Annotated in this window: 24 protein-coding genes; 9 read left to right on the forward strand and 15 right to left on the reverse strand. The window is 68.0% G+C overall.

All coding sequences use genetic code 11. The features are described 5' to 3' along the window. Positions 1-55: 55 nt before the first annotated feature. Both ESP70_RS01700 and ESP70_RS01705 read left to right on the forward strand, forming a co-directional pair. On the forward strand, positions 56-826 hold the full coding sequence (locus tag ESP70_RS01700; RefSeq protein ID WP_188110435.1) for an SURF1 family cytochrome oxidase biogenesis protein: 771 nt from the start codon (positions 56-58) through the stop codon (positions 824-826). Beyond that, on the forward strand, positions 823-1,476 hold the full coding sequence (locus tag ESP70_RS01705; protein ID WP_149687649.1) for an N-acetyltransferase: 654 nt from the start codon (positions 823-825) through the stop codon (positions 1,474-1,476). The genes ESP70_RS01700 and ESP70_RS01705 overlap by 4 nt, the downstream gene beginning before the upstream one ends. Here ESP70_RS01705 and ESP70_RS01710 read toward each other — a convergent pair. Further along, positions 1,473-3,071, reverse strand: a complete 1,599-nt coding sequence (locus ESP70_RS01710) for an ABC-F family ATP-binding cassette domain-containing protein (protein ID WP_149687650.1) — start codon at positions 3,069-3,071, stop codon at positions 1,473-1,475. The two genes, ESP70_RS01705 and ESP70_RS01710, sit on opposite strands and share 4 nt — an antisense overlap. Positions 3,072-3,296: 225 nt before the next feature. Between ESP70_RS01710 and ESP70_RS01715 the strand changes: the two genes are divergently transcribed. Continuing rightward, the gene (locus tag ESP70_RS01715; protein ID WP_149687651.1) at positions 3,297-6,191 is read left to right on the forward strand and encodes a hypothetical protein; all 2,895 of its coding nucleotides are present in this window, start codon (positions 3,297-3,299) and stop codon (positions 6,189-6,191) included. Between the two features lie 109 nt (positions 6,192-6,300). On the opposite strand, the gene ESP70_RS01720 is transcribed toward ESP70_RS01715, so the two are convergent. From ESP70_RS01720 to ESP70_RS01760, 9 genes are read right to left on the reverse strand one after another with little or no spacing between them, the layout of a single operon-like run. Continuing rightward, a complete protein-coding gene (locus ESP70_RS01720; protein WP_149687652.1) occupies positions 6,301-6,663 on the reverse strand; it encodes a metal-sulfur cluster assembly factor in 363 nt (120 codons plus the stop codon). Beyond that, the gene (sufU, locus tag ESP70_RS01725) at positions 6,660-7,133 is read right to left on the reverse strand and encodes a Fe-S cluster assembly sulfur transfer protein SufU (protein WP_149688528.1); all 474 of its coding nucleotides are present in this window, start codon (positions 7,131-7,133) and stop codon (positions 6,660-6,662) included. Before sufU ends, ESP70_RS01720 begins: the two co-directional genes overlap by 4 nt. 34 nt (positions 7,134-7,167) lie before the next feature. Beyond that, positions 7,168-8,421, reverse strand: a complete 1,254-nt coding sequence (locus tag ESP70_RS01730; protein WP_149687653.1) for a cysteine desulfurase — start codon at positions 8,419-8,421, stop codon at positions 7,168-7,170. Beyond that, the gene (gene sufC / locus ESP70_RS01735) at positions 8,418-9,182 is read right to left on the reverse strand and encodes a Fe-S cluster assembly ATPase SufC (RefSeq protein WP_149687654.1); all 765 of its coding nucleotides are present in this window, start codon (positions 9,180-9,182) and stop codon (positions 8,418-8,420) included. Before sufC ends, ESP70_RS01730 begins: the two co-directional genes overlap by 4 nt. A 5-nt stretch (positions 9,183-9,187) precedes the next feature. Continuing rightward, the gene (locus ESP70_RS01740; RefSeq protein WP_149687655.1) at positions 9,188-9,505 is read right to left on the reverse strand and encodes a non-heme iron oxygenase ferredoxin subunit; all 318 of its coding nucleotides are present in this window, start codon (positions 9,503-9,505) and stop codon (positions 9,188-9,190) included. After that, a complete protein-coding gene (sufD, locus tag ESP70_RS01745; RefSeq protein WP_149687656.1) occupies positions 9,502-10,674 on the reverse strand; it encodes a Fe-S cluster assembly protein SufD in 1,173 nt (390 codons plus the stop codon). The genes ESP70_RS01740 and sufD overlap by 4 nt, the downstream gene beginning before the upstream one ends. Then, positions 10,671-12,116: a Fe-S cluster assembly protein SufB gene (gene sufB / locus ESP70_RS01750; RefSeq protein WP_149687657.1), complete on the reverse strand. Its 1,446-nt coding sequence runs from the start codon at positions 12,114-12,116 to the stop codon at positions 10,671-10,673. The genes sufD and sufB overlap by 4 nt, the downstream gene beginning before the upstream one ends. Beyond that, positions 12,113-12,799 (reverse strand): helix-turn-helix transcriptional regulator, encoded by a 687-nt coding sequence (locus ESP70_RS01755; protein ID WP_149687658.1) that lies wholly within the window; start codon positions 12,797-12,799, stop codon positions 12,113-12,115. Before ESP70_RS01755 ends, sufB begins: the two co-directional genes overlap by 4 nt. Positions 12,800-12,846: 47 nt before the next feature. After that, the gene (locus ESP70_RS01760; protein ID WP_149687659.1) at positions 12,847-14,970 is read right to left on the reverse strand and encodes an MMPL family transporter; all 2,124 of its coding nucleotides are present in this window, start codon (positions 14,968-14,970) and stop codon (positions 12,847-12,849) included. A 62-nt stretch (positions 14,971-15,032) separates the two neighbouring features. Between ESP70_RS01760 and ESP70_RS01765 the strand changes: the two genes are divergently transcribed. Next, positions 15,033-15,518 carry a YbaK/EbsC family protein gene (locus ESP70_RS01765; protein ID WP_246161748.1) on the forward strand — a complete coding sequence of 162 codons (486 nt, stop codon included), beginning with the start codon at positions 15,033-15,035 and terminating at the stop codon, positions 15,516-15,518. A gap of 113 nt (positions 15,519-15,631) precedes the next feature. On the opposite strand, the gene ESP70_RS01770 is transcribed toward ESP70_RS01765, so the two are convergent. Then, entirely contained in the window at positions 15,632-16,924 is a 1,293-nt protein-coding gene (locus ESP70_RS01770) for a DUF2786 domain-containing protein (protein ID WP_188110436.1), read from the reverse strand. A gap of 125 nt (positions 16,925-17,049) precedes the next feature. On the opposite strand from ESP70_RS01770, the gene ESP70_RS01775 reads away from it, so the two are divergent. Beyond that, the gene (locus ESP70_RS01775; RefSeq protein ID WP_149687661.1) at positions 17,050-18,105 is read left to right on the forward strand and encodes a DNA polymerase domain-containing protein; all 1,056 of its coding nucleotides are present in this window, start codon (positions 17,050-17,052) and stop codon (positions 18,103-18,105) included. Positions 18,106-18,165: 60 nt separating this feature from the next. Then, positions 18,166-18,945 (forward strand): GTP pyrophosphokinase, encoded by a 780-nt coding sequence (locus ESP70_RS01780; protein ID WP_246161749.1) that lies wholly within the window; start codon positions 18,166-18,168, stop codon positions 18,943-18,945. A gap of 78 nt (positions 18,946-19,023) precedes the next feature. On the opposite strand, the gene ESP70_RS01785 is transcribed toward ESP70_RS01780, so the two are convergent. Then, positions 19,024-20,121 carry an ATP-dependent DNA ligase gene (locus ESP70_RS01785; protein ID WP_149687662.1) on the reverse strand — a complete coding sequence of 366 codons (1,098 nt, stop codon included), beginning with the start codon at positions 20,119-20,121 and terminating at the stop codon, positions 19,024-19,026. Positions 20,122-20,171: 50 nt separating this feature from the next. Here ESP70_RS01785 and ESP70_RS01790 point away from each other — a divergent pair, with 50 nt between their 5' ends. Genes ESP70_RS01790 through ESP70_RS01800 form a run of 3 tightly spaced genes read left to right on the forward strand, consistent with a single transcriptional unit; the run spans position 20,172 to position 22,797 of the window. Next, a complete protein-coding gene (locus tag ESP70_RS01790; protein WP_246161750.1) occupies positions 20,172-21,107 on the forward strand; it encodes an ABC transporter ATP-binding protein in 936 nt (311 codons plus the stop codon). Then, entirely contained in the window at positions 21,104-21,880 is a 777-nt protein-coding gene (locus ESP70_RS01795) for an ABC transporter permease (protein WP_149687663.1), read from the forward strand. Before ESP70_RS01790 ends, ESP70_RS01795 begins: the two co-directional genes overlap by 4 nt. Next, the gene (locus ESP70_RS01800; RefSeq protein WP_246161751.1) at positions 21,877-22,797 is read left to right on the forward strand and encodes a COX15/CtaA family protein; all 921 of its coding nucleotides are present in this window, start codon (positions 21,877-21,879) and stop codon (positions 22,795-22,797) included. Before ESP70_RS01795 ends, ESP70_RS01800 begins: the two co-directional genes overlap by 4 nt. Here ESP70_RS01800 and ESP70_RS01805 read toward each other — a convergent pair. Genes ESP70_RS01805 through ESP70_RS01815 form a run of 3 tightly spaced genes read right to left on the reverse strand, consistent with a single transcriptional unit; the run spans position 22,733 to position 25,107 of the window. Beyond that, positions 22,733-23,536, reverse strand: coding sequence for a hypothetical protein (locus tag ESP70_RS01805; RefSeq protein WP_149687665.1), 804 nt, complete (start codon positions 23,534-23,536; stop codon positions 22,733-22,735). The two genes, ESP70_RS01800 and ESP70_RS01805, sit on opposite strands and share 65 nt — an antisense overlap. A 27-nt stretch (positions 23,537-23,563) precedes the next feature. Then, positions 23,564-24,634 carry a glycosyltransferase family protein gene (locus ESP70_RS01810; protein ID WP_149687666.1) on the reverse strand — a complete coding sequence of 357 codons (1,071 nt, stop codon included), beginning with the start codon at positions 24,632-24,634 and terminating at the stop codon, positions 23,564-23,566. 17 nt (positions 24,635-24,651) lie between these two features. After that, positions 24,652-25,107 (reverse strand): GNAT family N-acetyltransferase, encoded by a 456-nt coding sequence (locus tag ESP70_RS01815; RefSeq protein WP_223148581.1) that lies wholly within the window; start codon positions 25,105-25,107, stop codon positions 24,652-24,654. Positions 25,108-25,111 lie beyond the last annotated feature (4 nt).

The following is a 25,111-nucleotide window of genomic DNA, read 5'->3' on the forward strand; positions in this document are numbered from 1 at the left end:
CGGCCGCACGCCACCCGGGGGACGAGACGTTGGCCCGCACAACTACCGTCGACACGTGTACCGCTTCCTGCTGAGCATGCGGTGGATCGGATTCGCGGTCTTCGTCATCGTGCTCGCCGCCGTCTGCACCCGTTTGGGCTTCTGGCAGATCCATCGACTCGAGCATCGTCTTGAGCAGAACAAGATCATCACGGCCCACCTGAAGGCCGACCCCGTCGACCTGACCCAGGTGCTCAAGCCCGGTGGCGAGGTCGATGACCAGAGCGAGTACACCCGCGTACGAGCCACGGGCACGTATGACGTGGAGCACCAGGTGACCGTCAAGTTCTCCACGCGCGACGGTGCCCCCGGCGTCGACGTCGTCACGCCGTTCGTGCTGTCGTCCGGCGATGCGGTGCTGGTCGACCGCGGCTGGCAGGAGACCCAGAACACCGTGACCCGTCCCGTCGTGCCCGATCCCCCGTCGGGCGAGGTGACGATCACCGGGTGGCTGCGCCAGAACAACGGCGCCGGCAACGATGCCGTACGCCCTGTCGCCGGCCAGATCAGGGCGATCTCGAGCATCGGCTTCGCGGACTCCGTGCCCTACAAGCTGCTGGGTGGTTACCTCAACCTGCGCTCCGAGGACCCCGCGGCGGCCAAAAAGCTCGCCGCCGAGCCGGAGCCCGAGCGCGGTCAGGGTCCGCACTTCTTCTACGCCCTGCAGTGGTGGTTCTTCGCCCTGCTCGCCGTCGTCGGCTACTTCTGGTTCGCCAGGTCGGAGGCCAAGGAGCGCCGCAACCCCACGCGCATCGACGGATTCGCGGACAGCAGTCCCCCGCGATGAGCCACCCGCTGGCCGGGATCATCAAGGACGCCGCAGAAGGTCGCTTCCTCCCTGTTGACGGAGAGTACCACCGGGTCACCCCGTGGAAGCCCGGGCTCGAGGCTGTCGTCGCGTTCACGGGCCATGCCGTCTTCGCGGTCGACGCGAAGACGACCGATGAGACCCTGGCCGACCTGGGCGCAGACGGTTTCGGCGGAGCACACGACCCCCGGCTCATCGCCGAGCTGGCCGGGCCTGATGGCTGGATCGACAGCCTGGACGTCCTGCTGGTCGGCAGGGGCGCGGGGCCCACAGGTCACGGACTGGTGGCCCGGCCCGACCTCGCGACACATCCTCGGGTGCACTTCGCAGCCAGCAACCGTGATGACGTGCAGGTCTTCGGGTTCGAGGACCAACAACGGTCGACGGTCGTCGTGCTGGCCCGCGGCCTGGCCGGGCTGCCCGAGATCAGCTTCGAGCTCGACCCGGAGCACCGCGGCGGCGAAGGAACGGCACTGATCGAGGACGCGCTGAGGCTCGTCCCCGAGGGTGAGCTGGTCGTCGCGGCCGCTGCCCCGGGCAACGCCGCGAGCCTGCGCGCACTCCTGTCAGCAGGCTTCGTTGCCTTGGGCTCGCTGCAGCTCTTCCGGCGTGCGTCGAGCGACCGCTAGGCCAGCGTGACGAGGTCGGCGTAGTCCTCGGACCAGTGGTCCTCGTCGCCGTCGGGCAGCAGCAGCACGCGATCGGGCTCGAGTGCCAGGACCGCGCCCTCGTCGTGCGAGACGAGCACGATCGCACCCTCATACGTACGAATGGCCCGCAGGACCTCTTCGCGCGACGCGGGGTCGAGGTTGTTGGTCGGTTCGTCGAGCAGCAGCACGTTGGCACTGGACACGATGAGGCTTGCGAGGGCCAGACGGGTCTTCTCGCCGCCTGACAGCACGCCGGCGGGCTTGGAGGTGTCGTCGCCGCTGAACAGGAACGAGCCGAGCACGCTGCGCGCCTCGGTGTCGGTCAGCTGCGGAGCCTGGGCCTGCATGTTCTCCAGCACGGTGCGCGAGGTGTCGAGGGTCTCGTGCTCCTGCGCGAAGTAGCCGATCTTGAGGCCATGTCCCGGGATGATCTCGCCGGTGTCCGGGGTCAGCGTGCCGGCCAGCATGCGGAGCAGCGTGGTCTTGCCGGCGCCGTTGAGGCCCAGCACGACGACGCGACTGCCCTTGTCGATCGCGAGATCGACGTCGGTGAAGATCTCCAGCGAGCCGTACGACTTGGAGAGTCCTTCGGCCATCAGCGGGGTCTTGCCGCAGGGCGCCGGCTTGGGGAACTTGATGTTGGCGACCTTGTCCTGCACTCGCTCGCCCTCGAGCCCGGCAACGAGCTGCTCGGCACGCCGCAGCATCTGCTGAGCCGTGGCGGCCTTGGAGGCCTTGGCGCGGAACTTGTTGGCTTGGCTGGTCAGCTGGTCGGCCTTCTTGACCGCGATGGCGCGCTCACGCTTGCGACGGTGCTCGTCGGCCTCGCGCTGCTTGACGTACGACTTCCAGCCCATGTTGTAGATGTCGATCGTCGCGCGGTTGGCGTCGAGGTAGAGGACCTTGTTGACGGTCTCCTCGATCAGCTCGACATCGTGGCTGATGATCACCAGCCCGCCGCCGAAGTTCTTGAGGAACCCGCGCAGCCAGACGACCGAGTCGGCGTCGAGGTGGTTGGTCGGCTCGTCGAGCAGCAGCGTCTCGGCGTCGGAGAACAAGATGCGCGCGAGCTCGATGCGGCGGCGCTGACCACCGGACAGCGTCGACAGCGGCTGCTCCAGCACCCGGTCGGGCAGCCCCAGCGCGTGGGCGATCGTCGCCGCCTCTGACTCGGCCGCATACCCGCCGCCGGCGCCGAACACCGTGTCGGCGCGGGTGTAGGCCTTCATCGCCTTCTCGGCGATCGCCGGGTCCGGTGAGCCCATGTCGATCTCGGCCTTGCGCATCGCCGTGAGCGCCTCGTCGAGCCCACGCGCACCGAGGATGCGGTCGCGCGCGGTCGTCGCGAGGTCACCGGACTTGGGATCCTGCGGGAGGTAGCCGATCTTGCCGGTCGAGGTGATGGATCCCTCGGCGGGCTGGCCGTCGCCGGACAGCATGCGCGTCAGGGTCGTCTTGCCGGCGCCGTTGCGGCCGACGAGGCCGATCTTGTCGCCCTTGTCGACGCGGAAGGAGACGTCAGACATCAGGACGCGCGCGCCGAAGCGCAGCTCCACATTGGAGACGGTGAGCATGGGGGTGACTTTCAGATCAGGGTGTGCGAAAAGGCGGCGTTGGTACGCCGAACTCATTCCCGCTGATGAAAACTCACCTCACCAGTCTACGGGCTGAGTGAGAGTTCTCGAGACTGTACGAGTGTGCCCCCGACCACAGGCCGAGGCGGGCATCGCCAAAGCACCCACGACCGCCGCGTCATCGCGATAGGCTGGCACAATTGTCCGCCCAGGCGAGGAGCAGCAGTGAGACCTCGTGGCATCACTGCTGTCGTGGCGGCAGTGGCCGTCGTGCTTGCGGTGGCTCAAGCCCCACATGCGGAGGCAGCGACAACGAGCTCGGTCTCGCTGTCCGCTTCCGCGGCCAAGGTCACAGTCGGTTCGAGCGTCAGCTTGCGGGCGGCGGCACCCCGTGGCCGGTTCGCGAGCACCGACAAGGTCCTCTTCCAGCGGAAGGTCAGCGGCACCTGGCGCGGCATCGCCTATCGCACCCTGGGCAGCGACGGCCGGACCGCGCTGAGCGTCAAACCCGCACTTGGCACCGGCTATTACCGGGTCCTCAAGCCTCGCACCACGAAGTTCACTCAGGCAGTCTCCACGACAGTCAAGGTCGTGTCGGTCAGGATCACCAGCAGCGTCGTCCTCACGGCTGGATCCACCGCAGTCTCCGAGGGGGCAACGGTCGACTTCACCATTCAGTCGCCGGCCTCCGCGTACACACCAGGCGAGACCGTGCAGCTCCAGACCCGGAGACCCGGCGAAGCGTGGGCAATCAGCAAGACTCTCAACCTGACCTCCGGCGGCACAGCCGCGGCCGCCCTCACGCCACCACTCGGTACGTCCGAGTTCCGCGCGGTGAAGCCCCAGACCGATCGTTACTCAGCGGCGACCTCGACTCCCGTGACGGTCACCGTCTCTGACAAGCCGGAGCCGGTGGACCCCGTGGTCACGGTGAACGGCACCGGCACGTCCCTGGCAGTCACGACGTCCGACCCGGTCGCGAGGGCCACGTTCAGCGTCAACGAGGGCGAGAAGGTGGCACTCGCGACAGCTGACATCGCCGGGATGTCCCAGCCGACGGTCTCCGTGCAGGATCCCGACGGGGTCGACATCCCGTTGGCGACCCTCGGGAACGTCTCGATGAACACGCGGTGGTCGTTCGTCGCGCCACGCTCCGGGACGTTCACCGTGCTGCTGAGTGCCGCTGGTGGCGGGGCTGGCAGTACCCGGCTCGTGGTGACGACTCCGCTGACGCACGCCGCCGCGGTCAACGGCGCACCTCAGGCCCTGACGGCCACGCCCCTGCCCGGCCGCGAGCTTCGTGTCACCTTTGCCGCGGACAACGGTGAGTACCTGTCGTCCGTCATCGGCAACCCGGTGCAATGGAACCAGCACGCGATGAGGCTGGTGGACGTCGCCACGGGCGAGGAGGTCGAGATCGTCGAGCGCGACGTTCAATTCGGTATGTGGAAGATCCCGGCCGACAGCGACTACCGCCTTGAGCTCGAGCCCTACGCGGCCGACGCCATGGCCGGCGACCTGTCCGTGTCGGCGTCACGTCCCGCTGTGGCCACCGTCAACGGGCCCACGATCGAGGCATCGATCGACCGACCGGGTGACATCGAGGCCTACGCCGTCGACCTCACGGAAGGTCAGACGGTGACTCTGGGCGTGACATACGACGGCGTGGATGACAACGCGGCGTACCTGGTCGAGATCCGCGGCGCGGGAGACGCCCCCTACGGCTCCGTGATGGGTGCCCAGGGCCTCAACGATCTGAAGGTGTGGGAGACCGGCACGTATGTGCTCCTCCTGCGTGGCAAGGGCCTGACAACGCCGACATTCCGCCTCGACATCTCCACTCCGCTCGCCATCGCGCCAGAGCTGAACGGCGATCCGGTGCACGTCTCGACCGTGCACGCGGGGCGGGTGGTCGAAGGCACCGTCGCCGCCGATGCCGGCGACGTCATCTCGCTCCACACCGCGAACGCCACGTACGGGCCGACGAACCCAGGTCGTCCTGTGTTCGACCAGGTCCGTCTCGTCAACGTGGCCTCGGGCCAGGGCGTCTCTCCCGTCGATGGCCGGACTGACTACACCACGATCTGGCAGGTGCCCCTGAACGGTGAATATCGGCTGGTCTGGTCGCCCACCTCGGCCTACACGATGACATTCGACCTGTCGGTCCTGCGAGCAGTGCCCCAACCGTTGAATCCCAACAGTCCGACCTCGAACGTGGCCATCGACCGGCCCGGCGCGGTAGAGGCGTTCACGGTCCCGGTCACCAAGGGTGACCGCCTGGCAGTCGCAATCAGCAGCAGCGACGAGTCCCGCTACCACCTCAACGTCTCCGGGGCAGCCGGCGATGCCGAGCTCTACATGACGGAGCGTGAGGCGCTCGTCGCCGCCAAGACCGGTGTCGTGAACCTCGTGGTGCAGGGACCGTCCAGCGGGACGGGTGCGGCACCACTGCACCTGGACGTCACCACGCCCGCGCGCAAGACCGCAGTGCTCGACGGGTCTCCGGTGACCATGACGACCGGGCAGAACGCCGGGCGCGAGATGTGGGCCGAGTTCACAGCCGGCAAGGACGACTACGTGTCGTACGCCCTCGCCAATCGCGTGCGCTGGAGCACTCGACAGGTCCGCCTCGTCAACGCGTCCACAGGACAGTCCGTCTGGCGCGTCGGTGCCGGCGAGAGGTACCAGGCAGATCCGTTTGAGACGTGGAAGATCCCCGCGGACGGCTCCTACCGCTTCGAGCTGGAGCCGGCGGCGGCCACGACGATGTCAGCCGATCTCACCGTGTCCAAGACGCGTGCCGTACCGATCACGGTCGATGTGACGACGAAGCGGGTCAGTCTGGCGCGTGCGGGCGCTCCGGCCGTGTACACGTTCAGCGCCAATGCGGGTGTCGCGCTGGCCCTCGCCCAGAACGGGACGTTCCCGGGTCTGGACACGCCGTCCGGTGCGGATCTGGTGGTCGAGACGCCGTTCGGCAGCACCTTGCTGCGCACGCAGGTCGGCCCCACGATCACGTATAGCTCCATGACGCCGGAGTCCACCGGCACCTACACGCTGGTCGTCCGTCCGAAGGACGGAATGACCGGCACGATGAGCTTCCGGCTGTCGGCGCCCTGAGCCTTCAGCTGGCGTTGGGGAGTCAGCTCACGGGGTTTCGTCATCTGGCGGCTTGGCCGCGATCGCTCAATCTGGTCTCGGCGCGACGCGCGCTGAGCGCGAATCGACCTCAACCAATGTTGAAGCCGAGGGCTCGCAGCATCTCGCGGCCGTCGTCGGTGATCTTGTCGGGGCCCCACGGCGGCATCCAGACCCATTCGATCCGGAAGTCGTTGACGATGCCGTCCAGGGCAGCGCGGGTCTGGTCCTCGATGACGTCGGTCAGCGGGCACGCCGCGGAGGTGAGGGTCATGGAGAGCACCGTGTTGCTGTGCTCGTCGACATCCGCGCCGTAGACAAGGCCCAGGTCGACGACGTTGATGCCGAGCTCGGGGTCGACGACGTCCTTCATGGCCTCGAGGACGTCCTCCTTGGTCGTGCCACCCTGAGGGGTCAGCTCGACGTCGGGCAGATCGCTGTGATCGGTGGTCATTTCGGGTCTCCCGTGCTTGCAGTGTCTGAAGATGTGGTGACGAGCGCCTGCGAGACGGCGTCCTTCCAGGCCATCCAGCCCAGCAGCGCGCACTTGATGCGGCCGGGGAACTGGGCGACGCCGGCGAACGCGATGCCGTCCTCGAGGACGTCCTCGTCGGGCTCGATCTTGCCCTTGCCGTGCATGAGCGTGTTGAACTCGTCGAGGATCGCCATGCCCTCCTCGACGTTCTTGCCGACGATCAGGTCGTTGAGCACCGAGGTCGACGCCTGACTGATCGAGCAGCCCTGGGCGGCGTAGGACACGTCCGAGACGGTGTTGCCGTCGAGGTGGACACGCAGCGTGATCTCGTCGCCGCACGTCGGGTTGACGTGGTGGACCTCGGCCTCGAAGGGCTCGCGCAGTCCTGCGCCGTGGGGTCGCTTGTAGTGGTCCAGGATGATCTCCTGGTAGAGCGAATCCACGTTCATGGCATCAGTCATGACTCAACCTCCGCTGTGCCGTTCACGAGAAGTACTTCTTCGTATGGTGCAACGCCTCGACCAGGGCATCAATTTCCTGAGTCGTCGTGTAGAGGTAGAACGACGCGCGGGTCGTCGACTGCACCCCGAAGCGCTGGTGGGCCGGCTTGGCGCAGTGATGGCCGGCGCGTACGGCGACGCCGCGCGAGTCGAGCAGCTGCGACACGTCGTGCGGGTGGATGTCGCCGAGCGTGAAGCTGATCGCTCCCCCGCGGTCGACGGCTTCCTTGGGCCCGACGATCGTCAGGCCGTCGATCTCCTGCAGGGCACCCAAGGCGTATGCCGTGATGGCCTGCTCGTGGGCGGCGATGTTGTCCATGCCGATCGCCGAGAGGTAGTCGACCGCTGCCCCGAGTCCGACCGACTGCGCGATCGGCGGTGTGCCGGCCTCGAAGCGTGCCGGCGGCGGAGCGTAGGTCGACTGCGCCATCGTGACGGTCTCGATCATCTCGCCACCGCCGAGGAACGGCGGCAGCTCGGCGAGCAGGTCGTAGCGACCCCAGAGGACACCGATGCCGGTCGGGCCGACCATCTTGTGGCCCGTGAACGCGACGAAGTCGGCACCCAGCGCGGCGACGTCGACCGGCAGCTGCGGGACGGCCTGTGAGGCGTCGACCACGACGAGGGCGCCGACCGAGTGCGCCTTGGCGATGATCGTCTCGAGCGGGTTGATCGTGCCGAGCATGTTGGACACCCACGCGACCGACACGACCGCGGTCTGCTCGGTGATGAGCTGGTCGATGCCCTCGAGGTCGAGGCGACCTTCGTCCGTCACGCCGAACCACCGGAGGCTCGCGCCCGTGCGCTGGCTCAGTTGCTGCCACGGCACGATGTTGGAGTGGTGCTCCATCTCGGTGATCACGATCTCGTGGTCCTGGCCGATGCGACCGGAGTCGCCCAGTACGCGGGCCACGAGATTGAGCGCCTCGGAGGCGTTCTTGGCGAACACGACCTCGTCACGACTGGGTGCGCCGATGAACGCGGCGACCTTGTCGCGGCCGAGCTCGAACGCGGCACTCGCCTCGGCACCCAGCTGGTGCATCGCGCGGGCGACGTTGGCGTTGTGCTGCCGGTAGTGGTCGTCGATCGCGTCGATGACCTGCACCGGTTTCTGCGAGGTGTTGGCACTGTCGAGGTAGACCAGCGGGAAGTCGCCGGCCAGGCGACGCCCCAGGATCGGGAAGTCCTCCCTGATCCTGGCGACGTCGTACGTCTGGGTGCCCTCGACGACGGTCATGCCTGTGCCGCAGCCTTCACGTACTTGTCGTAGCCCTCGGCCTCGAGCTGGTCGGCGAGCTCGCGGCCACCGCTCTCGGCGAGGCGTCCCGCGACGAACACGTGGACGTAGTCGGGCTTGATGTACTGCAGGATGCGCGTGTAGTGCGTGATCAGCAGGACACCGCGGTCACCCTGGGTGCTGTAGCGGTTGACGCCGTCGGAGACGACGCGCAGGGCGTCGATGTCGAGGCCCGAGTCGGTCTCGTCGAGCACCGCGAACTTGGGGTTGAGCAGCTCGAGCTGGGCGATCTCGTGGCGCTTCTTCTCGCCACCGGAGAATCCCTCGTTGACGCTGCGCTGCGCGAACTCCTTGTCGAGCGTGACTCGCTCGAGCGCCTCGTTGACGTCCTTGACCCAGGTGCGGAGCTTGGGTGCCTCGCCGTCGATCGCGGTCTTGGCCGTGCGGAGGAAGTTGGCGACAGAGACGCCGGGGACCTCGACGGGGTACTGCATCGCGAGGAACAGGCCGGCGCGGGCACGCTGGTCGACCGTCATCGAGAGGATGTCGACGCCGTCGAGCGTCACCGTGCCGCTCGTGACGTCGTACTTGGGGTGGCCGGCGATCGAGTAGGCCAACGTCGACTTGCCGGAGCCGTTGGGGCCCATGATGGCGTGGACCTCGCCGGAGTTGACCGTGAGGTTGACGCCTTTGAGGATCTCCTTGTCGCCTTCCTCGGTCTTGACCGAGACGTGGAGGTCCTTGATCTCAAGGGTGGACATGTGCTTCAGCTCCTGGGTGAGAGGTCGACCATGACGGTGTCGCCCTCGATCTGGGTGGGGTAGGTGGGTACGGGTTCAGTGGCGGGGAGGTTGACCGGCTTGCCGGTGCGGGCGTCGAAGCGCGAGCCGTGCAGCCAGCACTCGATCTCGCAGCCCTCGACCTCGCCCTCCGACAGCGGGATCGACGCGTGCGAGCACTCGTCGCGCAGCGCGTAGACATCGTCCCCGTCGCGCAGCAGGGCGATCTCCTCGCCGTCGACCTCGACGGCGAGGACCCCCCCTTGGGGTACGTCGGCCAGTGCGGCCGCGGCGACGAAGCTCATCCGATGCGTCCTACGTGCTCGGCCAGCTCCTCCTCGATGGAGGCGACCAGGCGCTCCTGCAGGGCCGGCACACCGATGCGGCGGATGATGTCGTTGAAGAAGCCGTGCACGACGAGTCGGCGGGCCTCTTCCTCGGCGATGCCGCGGCTCTGCAGGTAGAACAGGTGCTCGTCGTCGAACCGGCCGGTCGTGGACGCGTGGCCCGCGCCCTCGATGTCGCCGGTCTCGATCTCGAGGTTGGGCACCGAGTCGGCCGTGGCGCCGTCGGTCAGCACGAGGTTGTCGTTGCTCTCGTACGTCAGGATGCCCTGGGCCTCCTTGCGGATCAGGACGTTGCCGATCCAGACCGTGTGGGCGTCCTTGCCCTGGAGCGCGCCCTTGTACTCGACATTGCTCTTGGTGCGCGGTGCCGTGTGGTCGACGAACAGCCGGTGCTCGATGTGCTGGCCGGCGTCGGCGAAGTAGACACCAAGCATCTCGACGCTTCCGCCGGTGCCGAGGTAGTCGGCCGACGTGCTGGCGCGGACGACATCGCCGCCGAGCGAGACCGCGATGTGGCGGAGCTCGGCGTCGCGGCCGACCCTGGCGTGCTGGGTGACGACGTGGACGCTGTCGTCGTTCCAGTCCTGGATCGTGACGAACGTCAGCTGGGCGCCGTCCTCGAGGACGACCTCGATGTTCTCGGCCCAGGTCGCTGAGCCGTCATAGTCGACGACCACAACGGCCTTGGAGAACTGGCCGGCGCGTACGAGCAGGTGTCCTGCCGCAGCCTTCTCCAGTCCCTCGCCGTGCAGGCGGATCGTGGTGGGCTCGGCGATCTCGGCGTTGGCCGGGATCGTCACCTCGAAGACCGAACGAGCGGCTTCCCAGGCGCGTGCGGACACGCGATCGACGGGCACGTAGCCCGAGACACCGCGAGCCGAGTCGGCAGCGGGCACGGAGACCGCGGTGACGCCCTCAGCGGCGTCGACCTCGACCTTGAAGTCTTCGCCGTCGAGCGGGGTGTCCTGGTGCAGGCCGCGGAGGCGCTTGAGCGGCGTGAATCGCCAGATCTCCTCGAGGCCCGACGGGACCGCGTGGTCCTCAAGATTGAAGGACCCCGCAGGGTGCAAGTGCGACTCGACCGGCGAGAGCTCCAGCGCTTCGGCGACGGTTTGCGTGGCGGTCAACCGACAGCCCCTTCCATTTGCAGTTCGATCAGACGGTTGAGCTCGAGGGCGTACTCCATCGGCAGCTCACGCGCGATGGGCTCGACGAAGCCGCGCACGATCATCGCCATGGCCTCGTCCTCCTCCATGCCGCGTGACATGAAGTAGAAGAGCTGATCGTCGCTGAGCTTGGACACCGTGGCCTCGTGGCCCAGCGTCACGTCGTCCTCGCGGACGTCGACGTACGGGTAGGTGTCGGAGCGGCTGATCTGGTCGACCAGGAGCGCGTCGCACTTGACCGTGCTGGCCGAGCCCTCGGCGCCCTCGAGCACCTGCAGGAGGCCGCGGTAGGACGTACGTCCGCCGCCACGGGCGACCGACTTGCTCAGGATCGAGCTCGACGTGTTGGGCGCGGCGTGCACCATCTTGGCGCCGGCGTCCTGGTGCTGGCCCTCGCCGGCGAACGCGATCGACAGCGTCTCGCCGCGCGCGTGCTCGCCCATGAGGTAGACAGCCGGGTACTTCATCGTGACCTTGGAGCCGATGTTGCCGTCGACCCACTCCATCGTGGCGCCCTCTTCGCAGACGGCGCGCTTGGTGACGAGGTTGTAGACGTTGTTGGACCAGTTCTGGATCGTCGTGTAGCGGACGCGGGCGCCCTTCTTGACGACGATCTCGACGACGGCCGAGTGCAGCGAGTCGCTGGAGTAGATCGGCGCGGTGCAGCCCTCGACGTAGTGCACGTACGAGCCCTCGTCGGCGATGATCAGCGTGCGCTCGAACTGGCCCATGTTCTCGGTGTTGATGCGGAAGTAGGCCTGCAACGGGATGTCGACGTGGACGCCCTTGGGGACGTAGATGAACGAGCCACCGGACCACACCGCCGAGTTGAGCGCAGAGAACTTGTTGTCGCCGACCGGGATGATCGTGGCGAAGTACTCCTTGAAGAGCTCCGGGTGCTCCTTGAGTGCCGTGTCGGTGTCGAGGAAGAGGACGCCCTGCTCCTCGAGATCCTCACGGATCGAGTGGTAGACGACCTCGGACTCGTACTGAGCGGCGACGCCGGAGACCAGACGCTGCTTCTCGGCCTCGGGGATGCCGAGGCGGTCGTACGTGTTCTTGATGTCGTCAGGCAGGTCGTCCCACGTCGCAGCGACCTTCTCGGTCGACCGCACGAAGTACTTGATGTTGTCGAAGTCGATGCCACTGAGGTCGGAGCCCCACGTCGGCATGGGCTTGCGACCGAAGAGCTTCAGGCCCTTGAGGCGAAGGTCGAGCATCCACTCGGGCTCGTTCTTGAGCGCCGAGATGTTGCGGACGACGTCCTCGCTGAGTCCGCGCTGCGACGTTGCGCCGGCGTCGGTCTTGTCGGCCCAGCCGAACTCGTAGCGGCCGACATCCTTGAGGCCCGGATTGGCCTCTTCGATGGCATTGGGTGCGTTGGTCTCTGACGTGGTCGTCATGAGGGCAGCCTCTCTGCTGGGTTGTTCTTGGGCAGGTGGGTCGTGCAGACACCGTCGCCGTGGGCGATCGTGGCGAGCCGCTGCACATGGGTGCCGAGGAGACGCGCGAACATCTCGGTCTCGGCCTCGCACATCTGGGGGAACTCCTCGGCCACGTGGGCGACCGGGCAGTGGTGCTGGCACATCTGGGTGCCGGCGGGGGTCGAGCCGACCGATGCGGCGTAGCCGTCGGAGCTCAGGGCCTCGGCGAGCACCCGGGGGCGCTGGTCCGGCTCGGCCATGGCGAGCAGCGGGCGGTAGCGCGCCTCGATGTCGGTGAGCCGGTGGCGGGCGAACTCCATGACGGCGTCGTCTCCCCCGGTCTCGGCGAGGTAGCGGAGGGCGCCGGCGGCCAGCACGTCGTAGGCGTGGCCGAAGTGGTCGCGGCCCGCGTCGGTGATGACGAAGACCTTGGCGGGACGTCCGCGGCCGCGCTGGCCTGTGACGCGCTGGTCACGCGCCTCGAGGACACCGTCGGCCAGGAGCTGGTCGAGGTGCCGGCGTACGGCGGCCGGCGTCAGGCGCAGCTGGACCGCGAGGTCCGCTGCCGTCGACGGGCCGTTCTGGAGGATCGTCGTGGCGACACGTTCCCGGGTCGGAGCGTCGTCGACCACCGACGCGTCATCCGAACCGGTGTATTTCACAAGACAAGTGTGCCTTTATTCACCAAGGCTAATCAACGAAGGTCAACCTAACCCCGTGCGTCGACGCGAACCGCCTTCTCCTCCTCCGTCTCGTCACCGTGACCCGGCCACCACGCCGCGTGCCCGATGAGGGCTGTGAGCGCAGGCGTCAGGAACATCGCCATGACGAACGCGGCCACGAAGATGCCGAACGACAGCGCGAATCCCATCGAGGTGATGAGCGAGTTGCCGCCGAGCATCAAGGCCGCGAACGTGCCGGCGAGGATGACGCCGGCCGCAGCGATCGTCGGACCGGCGTGCCGTACGGCCTGCGCGGCCGCGTCGCGGGGACTTCGCCCTTCGCGAGCCTCCTCGCGGAGCCGGGCGATCATCAAGATGTTGTAGTCGGTGCCGAGGGCCACGACGAACAGGTAGATGTAGATCGGCAGCATGAAGATCAGCCCGTCGAGGCCCTGGATGTGCTGGAACACAATGACCGTGGCGCCGAGTGTCGCGCCGAAGCCGAGGCCGACGGAGACCATGAGGTACAACGGAGCGACCAGGCTGCGCAGCAGCAGCGCCAGGATGATCATGATCACCACCGCGGCCACCGGGAACACGATCGAGTAGTCGCGGTTCATGGCCTTCTGCATGTCGACGAACACCGACGTGGTGCCGCCCACGAACGCCTCGGTGCCCTCTGGTGCGGCCTCGTGTGCAGCATCGCGAATAGGTCCCTTGACGTCCGCGATCGCCGCGTCAGAGGTCGGGTCGTGGTCGAGCAGGGCGTTGTAGACCGCGGTGCGGCCGTCCTCCGACAGCGTTCCCGGCGAGACCTGGGCGATGCCCTTGGTTCGGCCGAGGTCGGCGGCGAACGCGTCGACGGTCGTCTGGTCGAGCTTGTTGTCAGAGCTCAGCAGGACGGTCGTCGGGTCGGTCACACCGGCGGGCAGGCCCTTCTCGAGAGTCTTGATCGCCTTGGTGGACTCGACGTCCTTGGGCAGGCTCGAGTTGAAGTCGAACGACGGGTTGAAGCCGATCGTGAACGAGGCGAGCACCGCGAGCAGGAGTCCGGCGGCGCCGGCAAAACGTACGGGATGCTTGCCGAGCGACGTGCCGATCGAGGCGAAACGGGTGCCCGCAGGCTCGTCGCGCCACTTCTTGGACGGCCAGAACAGGGCTCGGCCCAGCAGTGTCAGCAGGGCCGGCACCAGGGTGAGCGCGGCGAGGAGGGTGACCGCGACCGCGATCGCCAGCGCCGGGCCGATCGACCGGAAGATGCTCAGGCTCGACAGCACCAGCGCCATGAACGACACGATCACGGCGCCACCGGCGGACGCGATCGCCTCTCCGGCCCGCTCGAGAGCCGTGCCGATGGCGATCTTGGTGTCCTCGCCGGTGCGCAGTCGCTCCCGATAACGGAAGAGCAGGAACAGGATGTAGTCGGTGCCGATGCCGTAGAGCACCACGATCAGGATGACCTGGATCGAGCTGTCGGCCTTGAGGTCGAAGATGTCGTTGGCCCAGGCGATCAGACCCGTGGCGATGAATGACACGAGCGTCACCACGACGATCGGCAGCAGGCAGATGATCACGCTGTGGAAGATCAGGGCCAGCAGCACCACGATCAGCACGATCGTGGCCAGGCCGACGATCTCCATGGTCTTGGCGGACGAGTCCTCGGAGTCGACGCTCTGCGGAGCGGCTCCGGTCATGCGGAGCTGCAGTCCGGTGTCCTTGACGAGCGGCTTCGCGTCCTTGCGCAGGTCCTTGGCCGCGTCCATCGACTGCGTGTCGTAGCCCGTCGCGTTGTCGGCCAACCCCACGACGGCGATCTGGACGAGCTTGTTGTCCGAGGGCGGCTGCACCGTGCCCGGCACGAACGCCTTGTCCAGCTTGCCGTTGAGCTCATCGACCACCGACTCGACCTTGGCGCTGTCCTCGGCTGTGAGCTTGCCGCCGTCCTTGCGGTCGAAGACGAGGATCGCGCCGGGCTGGCCCTGGCTCGGAAAGGCCTTCTCCTGCAGGTTGGCTGCTTTGATCGACTCGTAGTGCTTCGGGAGGAACTCGGCCTCGTCCGTCGTTGCGGTGAGCCCCGGCGCGGTCGTGATGACGACCACGGCGAGAGCGACCCACGTGCCGAGCACGATCCAGGGACGACGGGTTACGAAACGGCCGAGTGCAGAGAACATGTCGCAAAAACTATCGTTCCGGGTGTCGCGGACGTGAGTGGGGTCAGGATACGTTTCGCATCGTGACCGAACATGCCTCCATCACCCGGTTCCGGGCCGAGCTCGAGAGCCGCGGCGGGACCGGCCGCATCGTCGTGCTGCCCGACTCGGTGCACACTGCCGCTCTGGCCGCCGATGCGCTGGGCTGCGAGGTCGGCGCGATCGCCAACAGCCTGCTGTTCGCGGCGACGACCCTCGCAGGCGACACCGAGCCGGTCCTCGTGCTCACCTCGGGAGCACATCGCGTCGACACCGAGAAGGTGGCCGCCTCGATCGAGGTGGCGGCGCTGAAACGGGCGAAGCCGGAGTTCGTACGCGAGCACACCGGTCAGGTCATCGGCGGCGTCTCCCCCATCGCCCACCCCTCGCCGATCCCGACGTTCCTGGATCCGGCGCTGCGGGCGTACGGCGAGATATGGGCCGCAGCCGGGCACCCCGCTGCGGTGTTCTCGACGACGTACGACGAGCTGCGTCAGATGACCGGCGCGCGGGAGATCGCGGTCAACTGACCATCAGGGTCCGGTGAGGGACCTGCTCCCCGTCGCCTCGGGCTTGCTGCTCGCCGGGCTGGTGCCGCTGGTCCGGGCGTCGGGCCTGGATCTGGTCCACGCGGCCTGAGGGCTCAGCCTTCGATCGATCCCGCCGGGAGCACGGCTGCGTCGGCCGCTCGCATGCCGGCGTCCCACCCACGGGCGTCGAACGTCGCGCGGCGGGATCCGGACGTGACGTGCGGGAACAGCCGATCGAACTCGTCGTCGATCGCCTCGGCCTGGCGCTGGAACACGGGCACGAGATCCGTGCCGTAGGCAGAAGTGGCCTCGGCATTCGACGCAGCGAGTCGCTCGCCGATGCGAGTCGCATAGGCGCTGAGGAACGCCTTGCGGAACCCGGACGATCGCTCGCCGGCGCTCGGCCTGGCCTCCTGACCGGCTTGGGTCATCGCCCTTGTGGCCTGCACCAGCGCAGACGTGAACAGCATCTCGACCTGTTCGAGGTCGGTGGGCACACCCAGGAGAGTCATCGACGAGGCGAAGTCGTTCCACACCGCCCGGGTGCGGTTGGCTCGCGCGACCACGTCGAGCAGGCGCGCCTTCTCCAACGCGTACGGATGATCGATCAGCACGCGGATGCCCTGCACGTCGACGGGGTCGCCCGCGTCGTCATGCAGCAACGCCTCGTCGATCGCGTGCCGGGTCATGATGTCCTGCGCCTTGGCGGTCAGGGCCTCGGCCTCGGGGGCGAACTCGGTCGACTCTGCCTTGGCCAACAGGGCGCGCACCCGGACGATGGTCTTGGCGTGCCCCTCGTTCGTGTGCATCGACGCCTGTCGTCGAACGCGCCCCCACTGGGATGGCGGCGGGACGAGCAGCTGGGAGCGCGGCAGGTCGCGGATGAAGTCGAGGGCGACCAGCGCGGTCTCCCACTCGGCGTGTGACGCATCGCCGTCGGGGCTCAGCAGCGTCGCCGAGCCGTCGTGCCGTGCGGCCAGCAGGCCGAGCTGGGTGCGCCACGTGTCAGGTGCCTGCTGCATCGCGTCGGATCGCCGGGCGTCGACGAGGACTGCGCGGGAGAACCATGCGGCGGCTGCGGCTGAGGTGTGCCGGCGGAGCGCGTGCACGAGCTCTTGTGGTTGCCATCCGTACTCCCAGGCGCGGCTGATGCGCGAGAGCACCTCGCCGGCGACCAGGCTGGCGGGGTTGAGCTGAGGGCTCTCGGCCGCAGCCGCCAGCTCGTTGAGCAGCTGGATGCGGGGCCCCGCGGCGCGTGGCGCGGCGGCGGCATAGCGAGCGGCCATCGAGATCAGGTCGTTCAGCTCGGCCAAGGTGACGGACCCAGCCTCCGGCGCAGTGTGACGCGGTGCGCTCCCGTGCGATCGCCGACGGGCCTCACGGCGTTCGCGGCTGTTCTTCCCCATGGATCCATCCTTGCTGGATCGCCCGCCATCTGAAAATCCGCCGTCGGAGTCGGTGGAGATCGACGAGCAGCGACGCGATCTGTGGACGGACACCCGCCAAGTGCTCACGCCCATAGAGTGGCTCCATGGCGAGCGATGCGGTCGAGATCGAGGCCGGCGGGCGTGACGTCCGCGTCTCGAGTCCGACGAGGGTGATCTACGAGGCGACCGACTTCTCCCCCGAGGTCACCAAGCTGATGGTCGCGGAGTACTACGTCGCGGTCGAGAACGGCCTCATGCGGGCGCTTCGCAACCGTCCGGTCGCCCTCGAGCGGTGGCCCAAGGGCGTACGTGAAGGCATGGTCATGTCGACACGTGCTGACAGCCACGGCGACGCGTTCTACCAGAAGCGGATGATGCGCGGCGCGCCTCCGTACGTCGAGAGCACGCGCATCCTGTTCCCGTCGGGCCGGGTCGCCGATGAGATCTGCATGACCGAGATCGCCACGGCGGCATGGGCGGCACACATGGGCGCCATCACGTTCCACCCCTGGCCGACCCGCCGCGACGACAACGACCGCCCCGACGAGCTGCGCATCGACCTCGACCCGTTCGGTTCGGCGACGTTCGGCGATGCCGTACGCATTGCTGGTGTCGCGCGGGAGCTGTTCGAGGAGCTCGGCATCCGGGCGTTCCCCAAGACCAGCGGCAAGCGCGGCATCCACGTCTACGTACGCATCGAGCCGAGGTGGACCTTCACCGACGTACGCCACGGCGCGATCGCGATCGCCCGCGAGCTCGAGAAGCGTACGCACGGCGTCACGACAGCCTGGTGGAAGGAAGAACGCGAGGACAACGTGTTCGTGGACTTCAACCAGAACTGCCGCGACCGGACCATCGCCTCGGCCTACAGCCTGCGACCTGCTCCGGGCGCCCCGGTCTCGACGCCGGTGTCGTGGGACGAGCTGGCGACTCTCGACGACCCGCGCGTCTTCACGCTGCACACCGTGCCCGAGCGTCTGGCCTCCAGCGGTGACGCGTGGGCAGAGATCGACGACGTGCACCACTCGTTGCAGCCCCTGCTCGACCTGTGGGACGCGCATCCGGTCGAGATGCCGTATCCGCCGGAATACCCGAAGATGCCGGGCGAGCCCAAGCGCGTCCAGCCGAGCAAGGCCAAGAAGGTCGTCGAGGACGCCTGAACCACGACATTCATGGGGCCCTCACAGGCGTACCCGGTGTTGTCTGCCTACAGTGGGCTGGTGGACCCGACGCCTGCCCGGATGGACCTGGGGCGACTCATCGAACGGGCTGACGGTGACTTCGCCTCGCAGGACGCGCAGCAGCTCCGCCAGGACTTCACCCGGTTCATGATGCGCTACAAGTTCGGCATGGAGGAGATCGTCACCAAGCTGTCGATCCTCCGCGACGAGTTCGCCCACCTGCACGACAGCAACCCCATCGAGCACGTCTCGTCGAGGCTCAAGAACCCCGAGTCGATCGTCGAGAAGATGGGCCGCAAGCAGTGCGAGCCGACGTTCGAGTCGATCGCCGAGCGCATCACCGACATCGCCGGCGTACGCGTGACGTGCAGCTTCGTGTCGGACGTCTACACGATCTTCGACCTGCTCACCGGGCAGTCGGACGTCAGAGTCGTCGAGGTACGCGACTACATCAAGACGCCGAAGCCCAACGGCTATCGCAGCCTGCACGCGCTGGTCGAGGTACCGGTGTTCCTCAGCGACGGTGAGGTGCCGGTGCTCGTCGAGGTGCAGCTGCGGACGATCGCGATGGACTTCTGGGCGAGCCTCGAGCACAAGATCCACTACAAGTACCGCGAGGACGTGCCTCAGTCACTCCTCGACGGGCTCAAGGAGGCGGCCGAGACCGCCGGCGAGCTCGACGCGACGATGGAGCGGCTGCACACCGAGGTCAAGACCGCCGGCGAGCTGCCCGAGGCGCTCAAGGACGAGCTGACCAAGAACACCAACGCCGTCCCGGACGCAGAGCTGATCGAGCGACTACGCCGCCTCAGCGGCTGAGCCGACCGAGATGTGGATCGTGTTGCACCACCGATCACCATGCGGTGGTGCAACGGCATCCACATCTCGGCGACTCGGTCAGGTCAGGATCTGGCTGAGGTCGTACTTCGCGACCTCTTCGAGCTGCTCGTACGTGCAGGAGCCCGGCTCACGATCGGGACGCCAGCGCTTGAACTGCGCCGTGTGGCGGAACCGGGCGCCGTCGCCGATGCCTTCCATGTGCTCGTAGCCGACCTCGGCGACCCGCGTCGGCGACAGCGTCACGAACGACAGGTCCTTGGTGCCGGTCCAACGGCTCTGCCCGCCGGGCAGCCGCGAGCCGGCCTGGGCGTCGGCATCCTGCCACTTGCCCCACGGATGCTCGGACGTGTCGACGATCAAGGGCTCGAGCTCGGTGATCAGCTCGGCCCGGCGCGCCTCGGTGAACGACGCGGCGACGCCGACATGCTGCAGCTGACCGTCGTCGGCGTAGAGCCCGAGGAGCATCGATCCCAGCAACGGGCGCTCCGGCGTCGAGGTCTTGTGCAGCCGGTAGCCGGCCACGACCACGTCGGCTGTGCGCGAGTGCTTGACCTTGAGCATCGTGCGGCCGTTGGGCGCATAGGGCTTGGCGAGTGCCTTGGCGACGACGCCGTCGAGCCCGGCGCCCTCGAAGATGCCGAACCACTCCTCGGCCTCTGCCGCGTCGGTCGTCGTGCGCGTGACGTGGATCGGATCAGCCGCCGACGCCAACGCCTCCTCGAGGCGCGAACGACGTACGGAGAACGGCTCGGCGAGGAAGGACTCCCCGTCGAGCGCGAGCAGGTCGAACGCCACGAACGACGCCGGCGTGCGCTCGGCCAGGGTCGCGACACGTGAGGCGGCGGGGTGGATGCGCTGCGACAGCGCATCGAAGTCGAGCCGCCCGTCGATCGCGATGAAGATCTCGCCGTCGAGCACGCACCGATCAGGGGTCTCGGCCTTGACCGCGTCGACGATGTCGGGGAAGTAGCGGGTCAACGGCTTGGTCGAACGGCTCGCCAGCTCGACCTCGTCACCGTCGCGGAACACGATGCAGCGGAACCCGTCCCACTTGGGCTCGTAGGACAAGCCGCCCTCGACCGAGTCGGCAGCCGGCACGCCCTTGACCGACTTGGCCAGCATGGGTTGGAGCGGAGGCATGACGGGGAGATCCATGAGCGACAGCCTAAGGCTGGGGCCGGACAGCCGACATCTACACTGAGCAGGTGACAGAGCCGGCCAAAAACGTGCCCGCCGTCGAGGTCGTCGATCTCGTCATGCGGTACGGCTCGGTGACTGCCGTGGACGGGCTCAGCCTCACTGTCGAGCCGGGCACCGTGACCGCGATCCTCGGACCCAACGGCGCCGGCAAGACCACCACGATCGAGACCTGCGAGGGCTTCCGCACCCCCCAGAGCGGCACCGTACGCGTGCTGGGCCTCGACCCGATCTCCGACGGCCGCAAGCTCAAGCCGCGCGTCGGCGTCATGCTCCAGTCCGGCGGCGCCTGGTCCGGCGCCCGGGCGTACGAGATGCTGCGCCACATCGCCTCTTTGCACGCCAACCCGCTGGATGTCGACGCGTTGATCGAGCGGCTCGGCATGCAGGGCTACGGCACGACACCGTTCCGCAGGCTCTCCGGCGGCCAACAGCAGCGCCTCAGCCTCGCGATGGCGATCGTCGGCCGCCCCGAGCTCGTGTTCCTCGACGAACCGACCGCAGGGCTCGACCCGCAGGCCCGACACGCCACCTGGGACCTGGTCTCGGAGCTGCGCGACAGCGGCGTCACCACCGTGCTGACGACGCACTTCATGGACGAGGCCGAGACGCTGTCCGACCAGGTCCACATCGTCGACGCCGGCCAGGTCATCGCCTCCGGCACACCCCAGGCGCTCGCGTCCTCAGGCGCCAAGAACACCGTGCGTTTCACCGCTCGTCCCGGCCTCGACGTCGTGAAGCTCATGCATGCGCTTCCCCACGACACCAAGGTCGACGAGGTGTCCCCCGGCGCGTACGTCATCGCCGGCGATGTCGACCCCGCACTGTTGGCGACCCTGTCCGCGTGGTGCGCCGGCGAGGGCGTGCTGACCGAGTCGGTGCTCGTCGAGCGGCAGACCCTCGAGGACCGGTTCCTCGAGCTCACCGGCAAGGCGCTGCGATGACGAAGCTGGACCTCTCCCCCAGCCCGGGCGCCGCGGCGACCCCGGCGATGCTGCGCTCGCAGGTCGCGATGGAGCTGCGCCTGCTGTCGCGCAACGGCGAGCAGCTGCTCCTGACCCTCGTCATCCCGCTCATGCTGCTCGTCCTCGGCACCCATTCCAACGACGTCGTCGACCTCGGCAAGGGCCGGTCCATCGACATCATCACGCCCGGCATCCTCGCTCTCGCGGTCCTGTCGACGTCGTTCACGTCCCTCGCCATCGCCACGGGATTCGAGCGTCGCTACGGCGTCATCAAGCGGCTCGGCGCCTCGCCGCTCCCCCGCTGGGGCCTGATGCTCGGCAAGATCGGCGCGATCGCCGCCGTCGAGATCGCCCAGCTGACACTGCTGTCGGTCGTCGGCCTGCTGCTCGGCTGGGAGCCGCACGGCGGTGCGACGGCATTCGCCCAGATGATCGTGCTGGCGGTGCTCGGCACGGCGGCATTCGGCTCGCTCGGGCTGCTGATCGCCGGCACACTCCGGGCCGAGGCAACACTCGCCGTCGCCAACCTCGTGTACGTCCTGCTGCTCGTCGGTGGCGGCCTCCTCGTGCCGCTCAGCCGCTATCCCGAAGCCGCGCGGCACGTCCTCGAGCTGCTGCCGTCCGGCGCGCTGGGCCAAGGCCTGCGCGACACCTTCGCCGGTCAGGGACCCGGCGCCTTCTCCATCGTGGTGCTGATCGTGTGGGCCGTCTGCTGCGGCCTCGGAGTCGCAAGGACGTTCAAGTGGGAATGACAGCAAGCCTTCGGGCGCCCGTCCAGTCATCCGTCGAGAAGTGGGCGTGGGCGGCCGTCGTCGCCAACACCGTGATCGTCCTGACCGGTGGGCTCGTACGCCTGACCGGCTCGGGACTCGGCTGCCCGACGTGGCCACGATGCACCGACAATTCGTTCGTGCCCCATCGCGAGCTCGGCAGCCACGGCGTCATCGAGTTCGGCAACCGCATGCTGACGTACGTCCTCGTCGCTGTCGTCGTGGGCACGTTCATCGCCGTCCGGCGCTGGTCGGGCTCCACCCGCGAGCAGCGCCGCCTGGCCCTGGTCATCGCGCTCGGTGTGCCGTTCCAGGCGGTCATCGGCGGCATCAGCGTGCTGACCGATCTCAACCCGTGGGTCGTGTCGCTGCACCTGATCCTGTCGATGCTGCTGGTCGCCACGTCGATCCTGCTGGTGTTCCGCGTACGCGGTGTCGCCTCCGGCGGTCTGGTCCGGGCCGCGACCGGTCGCGTGATCTCGATGTACGTCGTCCTGTGGGTCGTGGTCTACCTCGGCACCGTCGTGACGGGCAGCGGCCCTCATGCTGGCGACGCCAAGGCACCTCGCAACGGGCTCGACCCCCACGTCATGAGCCACGTGCACGCGGCCAGCGTCTATGTCCTGGTCGTCCTGACGGCGTTGCTCTGCTTCGAGCTCCGCAAGTTCCCGGAGGGCCGGCTGGCATTGCTGCTGCTCGGGGTCGAGCTCGCCCAAGGCACGATCGGATTCGTGCAGTACTTCACCGACCTCCCGATCGCGCTCGTCGCTGCCCACCTGGTCGGCGGGGCGGTGCTGATCGCCACCGGCACGTTCGTGCTGCTGGCCGTGGTGTCTAGCTCACTCGCCCCGGGAACCGGGGAGACTTCTCGGCCGGCGCGACCGACCCGATCTCGCTGAGGTCGATCGGCTCGAGCTGATAGCCGAACGTGTAGCGGTTCGCCGGGTCCAGCTCGCGGATCAGGTCGACCAGCGCGCGCTGGATCTCGATGAGCCGGCGGTTGTCACCCTCGGACACCTTGCCCATGCCTGCATCGACCGGAGCGAACCAGGCCCTGAAGTCCTCGTCGCTGCGGTATCGCTTGACGAACGCGGCGTAGCCGTCGACATGCGGCAGGCGGGTCGTGGAGTCGGGGATGAACTCCCACGACACCATGAGCTCGCCGATCGCCCGCTGCTCGGCGGCGAAGAACAAGAAGCCGTCGCCGGACTCGCTGCGGCGCAGCGTCGCGGTGACGCCGTCGATCAGCTGCTGCACCGACTCGTCGCGCCGGCCCTTGCCGCTCGACGACAACACCGCCTCACGCCGAGCCTCGATCCAGCCGAAGTAGTGCGCGAACAGGAACGCGGTGCTGGTCACGGCATAGTCGCCGTGACTCTCGTAGCGCTTGACCAGAGGGACCCAGCCGGTCTCCACGATGTTGTAGATGCGGGACTGCAGCTCCGCGGCAGCCTGGGCGAGCGGTTCGTAGACCTTCTCGGCCGCCTTGATCGCGGTCTCCTCCTCCTTGCGCCGCTCGGCCTCGATGCGCAGCTTGTGGCCCATCTTGGCCGTACGCACGGAGAACCAGCCGGAGAGCACCACACTCACGAGGCTGAACAGCAGGCCGATCACGGCAACCGTCTGTTGGCTCGTCATGCCCGGCATCCTAGGGCGGAACAGGCGTCAGGACGGGTCGTTTGGCGCAGACCGCCAGCGGTCGGCGTCGATCGCGTAGACCCAGCGCCGACCCGGCCACTCCGTCAACGACCACAGCCAGCGGCGCTGCGGCAGGTAGGTGATGTCCTCCGGTCCGGTCGGCAGGACGCCCTGGTGCCGCGTGTAGTTGCCGGGCGTGCCGACCCACAGGTCACCGGGATTGCCCTCGCCGTTGCTCGACGTGATGGCCCACGTGCCCTCGAACACGACGGCGCCCTGCATCCGGGCGATCTGCCGGTCGTGCAGCTCCGTGGCGACCGCCCAGCCCCGGTCGTCGCTCCGAAGCAGCTGGGTGTCCCGGTCGATCGCGTAGCGGATCAGCCGGTGACTGCCGCCCTTGCGGCCGTACTCCCCTGCCACGAGATGGTCCTCGTCGCCGGCCCGGTCGAGCGACATGAACGAGTACGTCATGCGGTCGCCGTCGTCGTCGTGTTCGGCGGCGTAGAACGAGTACTGCGGCAGGACGTAGCGATAGCCCTTGGTCCGCAGCCGGTTGCGCACCCGCACGATGTCGTCGAGACGGAACACCCGCACGCCCGACGAGCTGCCGGCGACGAACAGGTGGTCGCCGTACCAGACAATGCCGCCGGCATGCACGCGTACGGGCCGCAGCCGGTGGAAGAAGCCGAACCGTTTGGGCGCGGTGAGCAGGACGTGCCGATAGCGCGGCGGGTCGTCGTCGCTCCAGTCGATGACCGAGATCCGCGAGCCGAGCTGCAGCCAGCCGCGCCACCCATGGGCGTACCAGCTCGCGATGACGACGTCGTGCCCCTCGAACATGCCGCCGCTCGGGTCGGCGCCGTATGCATCGGCGGACGTCGTGATGCCTTGCGGGTACCAGCGCTCGGTGTCGCGGTCGTCGTCCTGCCACGTCATCCCGGCGATCGCCGCCTCACCGGGTACGTCCGCGTGGGCGCCGGTGCGGTTGAGGTCGGCGAGCACACCGCGCAGGCCGACTCGACGGAATCTGCGGAAGAACCCGTCCGAGAGATTGAGCTCGCGTGCGGCGGCGACGAGACGGTACCCCGGTGAGCTCACCGGGCCAGCGTACGCATTCAGGCCGGGCGCAGCATCCGGCGACAGCCCTCGCCGTCGATGTCGTCCTGCAGCACGAAGCCCTGTCGCTCGTACGCCGTGACCGCCGGCGCGTTGCCGTCCATGACCCGCAGGCTCAGTGGGCGTCCGTCAGCCCAGGCGACGACCCGCTCGATCAACGTCCGTCCGATGCCACGACGACGCGCCTCTGGGGCGACCCACATCGAGATCAGCTCCGCGGCACCGCCGACGACACGGCCGGCGACCATGCCGACGGGCCGCTCGTCGTCGTAGGCGATGAAGCACGGTCCGTCGGCCAGCCGGGCCCGCCAGCGCTCCTCGGTGTCGTTGGCTCCGGTCCACATCGCCGTCGACGACGAGAATGCGTCCGGGTCCTCGCTCAGCGATCGCTGCCGCAGCTCGCGCCAGTCGGCCCAGTCGTCGGGACCCGCGAGGCGGACCGTCACTCCGGCCACAGGA

Origin of the sequence: Aeromicrobium ginsengisoli (genome assembly GCF_004134905.2) — a bacterium.
GTDB classification, from domain to species: Bacteria; Actinomycetota; Actinomycetes; order Propionibacteriales; family Nocardioidaceae; genus Aeromicrobium; species Aeromicrobium ginsengisoli.

Bases quoted from the DNA above. Each gene is read 5' to 3' on its own strand.
- ESP70_RS01705 (WP_149687649.1), top strand. From the start codon at position 823: ATGAGCCACCCGCTGGCCGGGATCATCAAGGACGCCGCAGAAGGTCGC.
- ESP70_RS01710 (WP_149687650.1), bottom strand. From the start codon at position 3,071: ATGCTCACCGTCTCCAATGTGGAGCTGCGCTTCGGCGCGCGCGTCCTG.
- ESP70_RS01720 (WP_149687652.1), bottom strand. From the start codon at position 6,663: ATGACCACCGATCACAGCGATCTGCCCGACGTCGAGCTGACCCCTCAG.
- sufU (WP_149688528.1), bottom strand. From the start codon at position 7,133: ATGAACGTGGATTCGCTCTACCAGGAGATCATCCTGGACCACTACAAG.
- ESP70_RS01730 (WP_149687653.1), bottom strand. From the start codon at position 8,421: ATGACCGTCGTCGAGGGCACCCAGACGTACGACGTCGCCAGGATCAGG.
- sufC (WP_149687654.1), bottom strand. From the start codon at position 9,182: ATGTCCACCCTTGAGATCAAGGACCTCCACGTCTCGGTCAAGACCGAG.
- ESP70_RS01740 (WP_149687655.1), bottom strand. From the start codon at position 9,505: ATGAGCTTCGTCGCCGCGGCCGCACTGGCCGACGTACCCCAAGGGGGG.
- sufB (WP_149687657.1), bottom strand. From the start codon at position 12,116: ATGACGACCACGTCAGAGACCAACGCACCCAATGCCATCGAAGAGGCC.
- ESP70_RS01760 (WP_149687659.1), bottom strand. From the start codon at position 14,970: ATGTTCTCTGCACTCGGCCGTTTCGTAACCCGTCGTCCCTGGATCGTG.
- ESP70_RS01770 (WP_188110436.1), bottom strand. From the start codon at position 16,924: ATGGGGAAGAACAGCCGCGAACGCCGTGAGGCCCGTCGGCGATCGCAC.
- ESP70_RS01775 (WP_149687661.1), top strand. From the start codon at position 17,050: ATGGCGAGCGATGCGGTCGAGATCGAGGCCGGCGGGCGTGACGTCCGC.
- ESP70_RS01785 (WP_149687662.1), bottom strand. From the start codon at position 20,121: ATGGATCTCCCCGTCATGCCTCCGCTCCAACCCATGCTGGCCAAGTCG.
- ESP70_RS01795 (WP_149687663.1), top strand. From the start codon at position 21,104: ATGACGAAGCTGGACCTCTCCCCCAGCCCGGGCGCCGCGGCGACCCCG.
- ESP70_RS01800 (WP_246161751.1), top strand. From the start codon at position 21,877: ATGACAGCAAGCCTTCGGGCGCCCGTCCAGTCATCCGTCGAGAAGTGG.
- ESP70_RS01805 (WP_149687665.1), bottom strand. From the start codon at position 23,536: ATGACGAGCCAACAGACGGTTGCCGTGATCGGCCTGCTGTTCAGCCTC.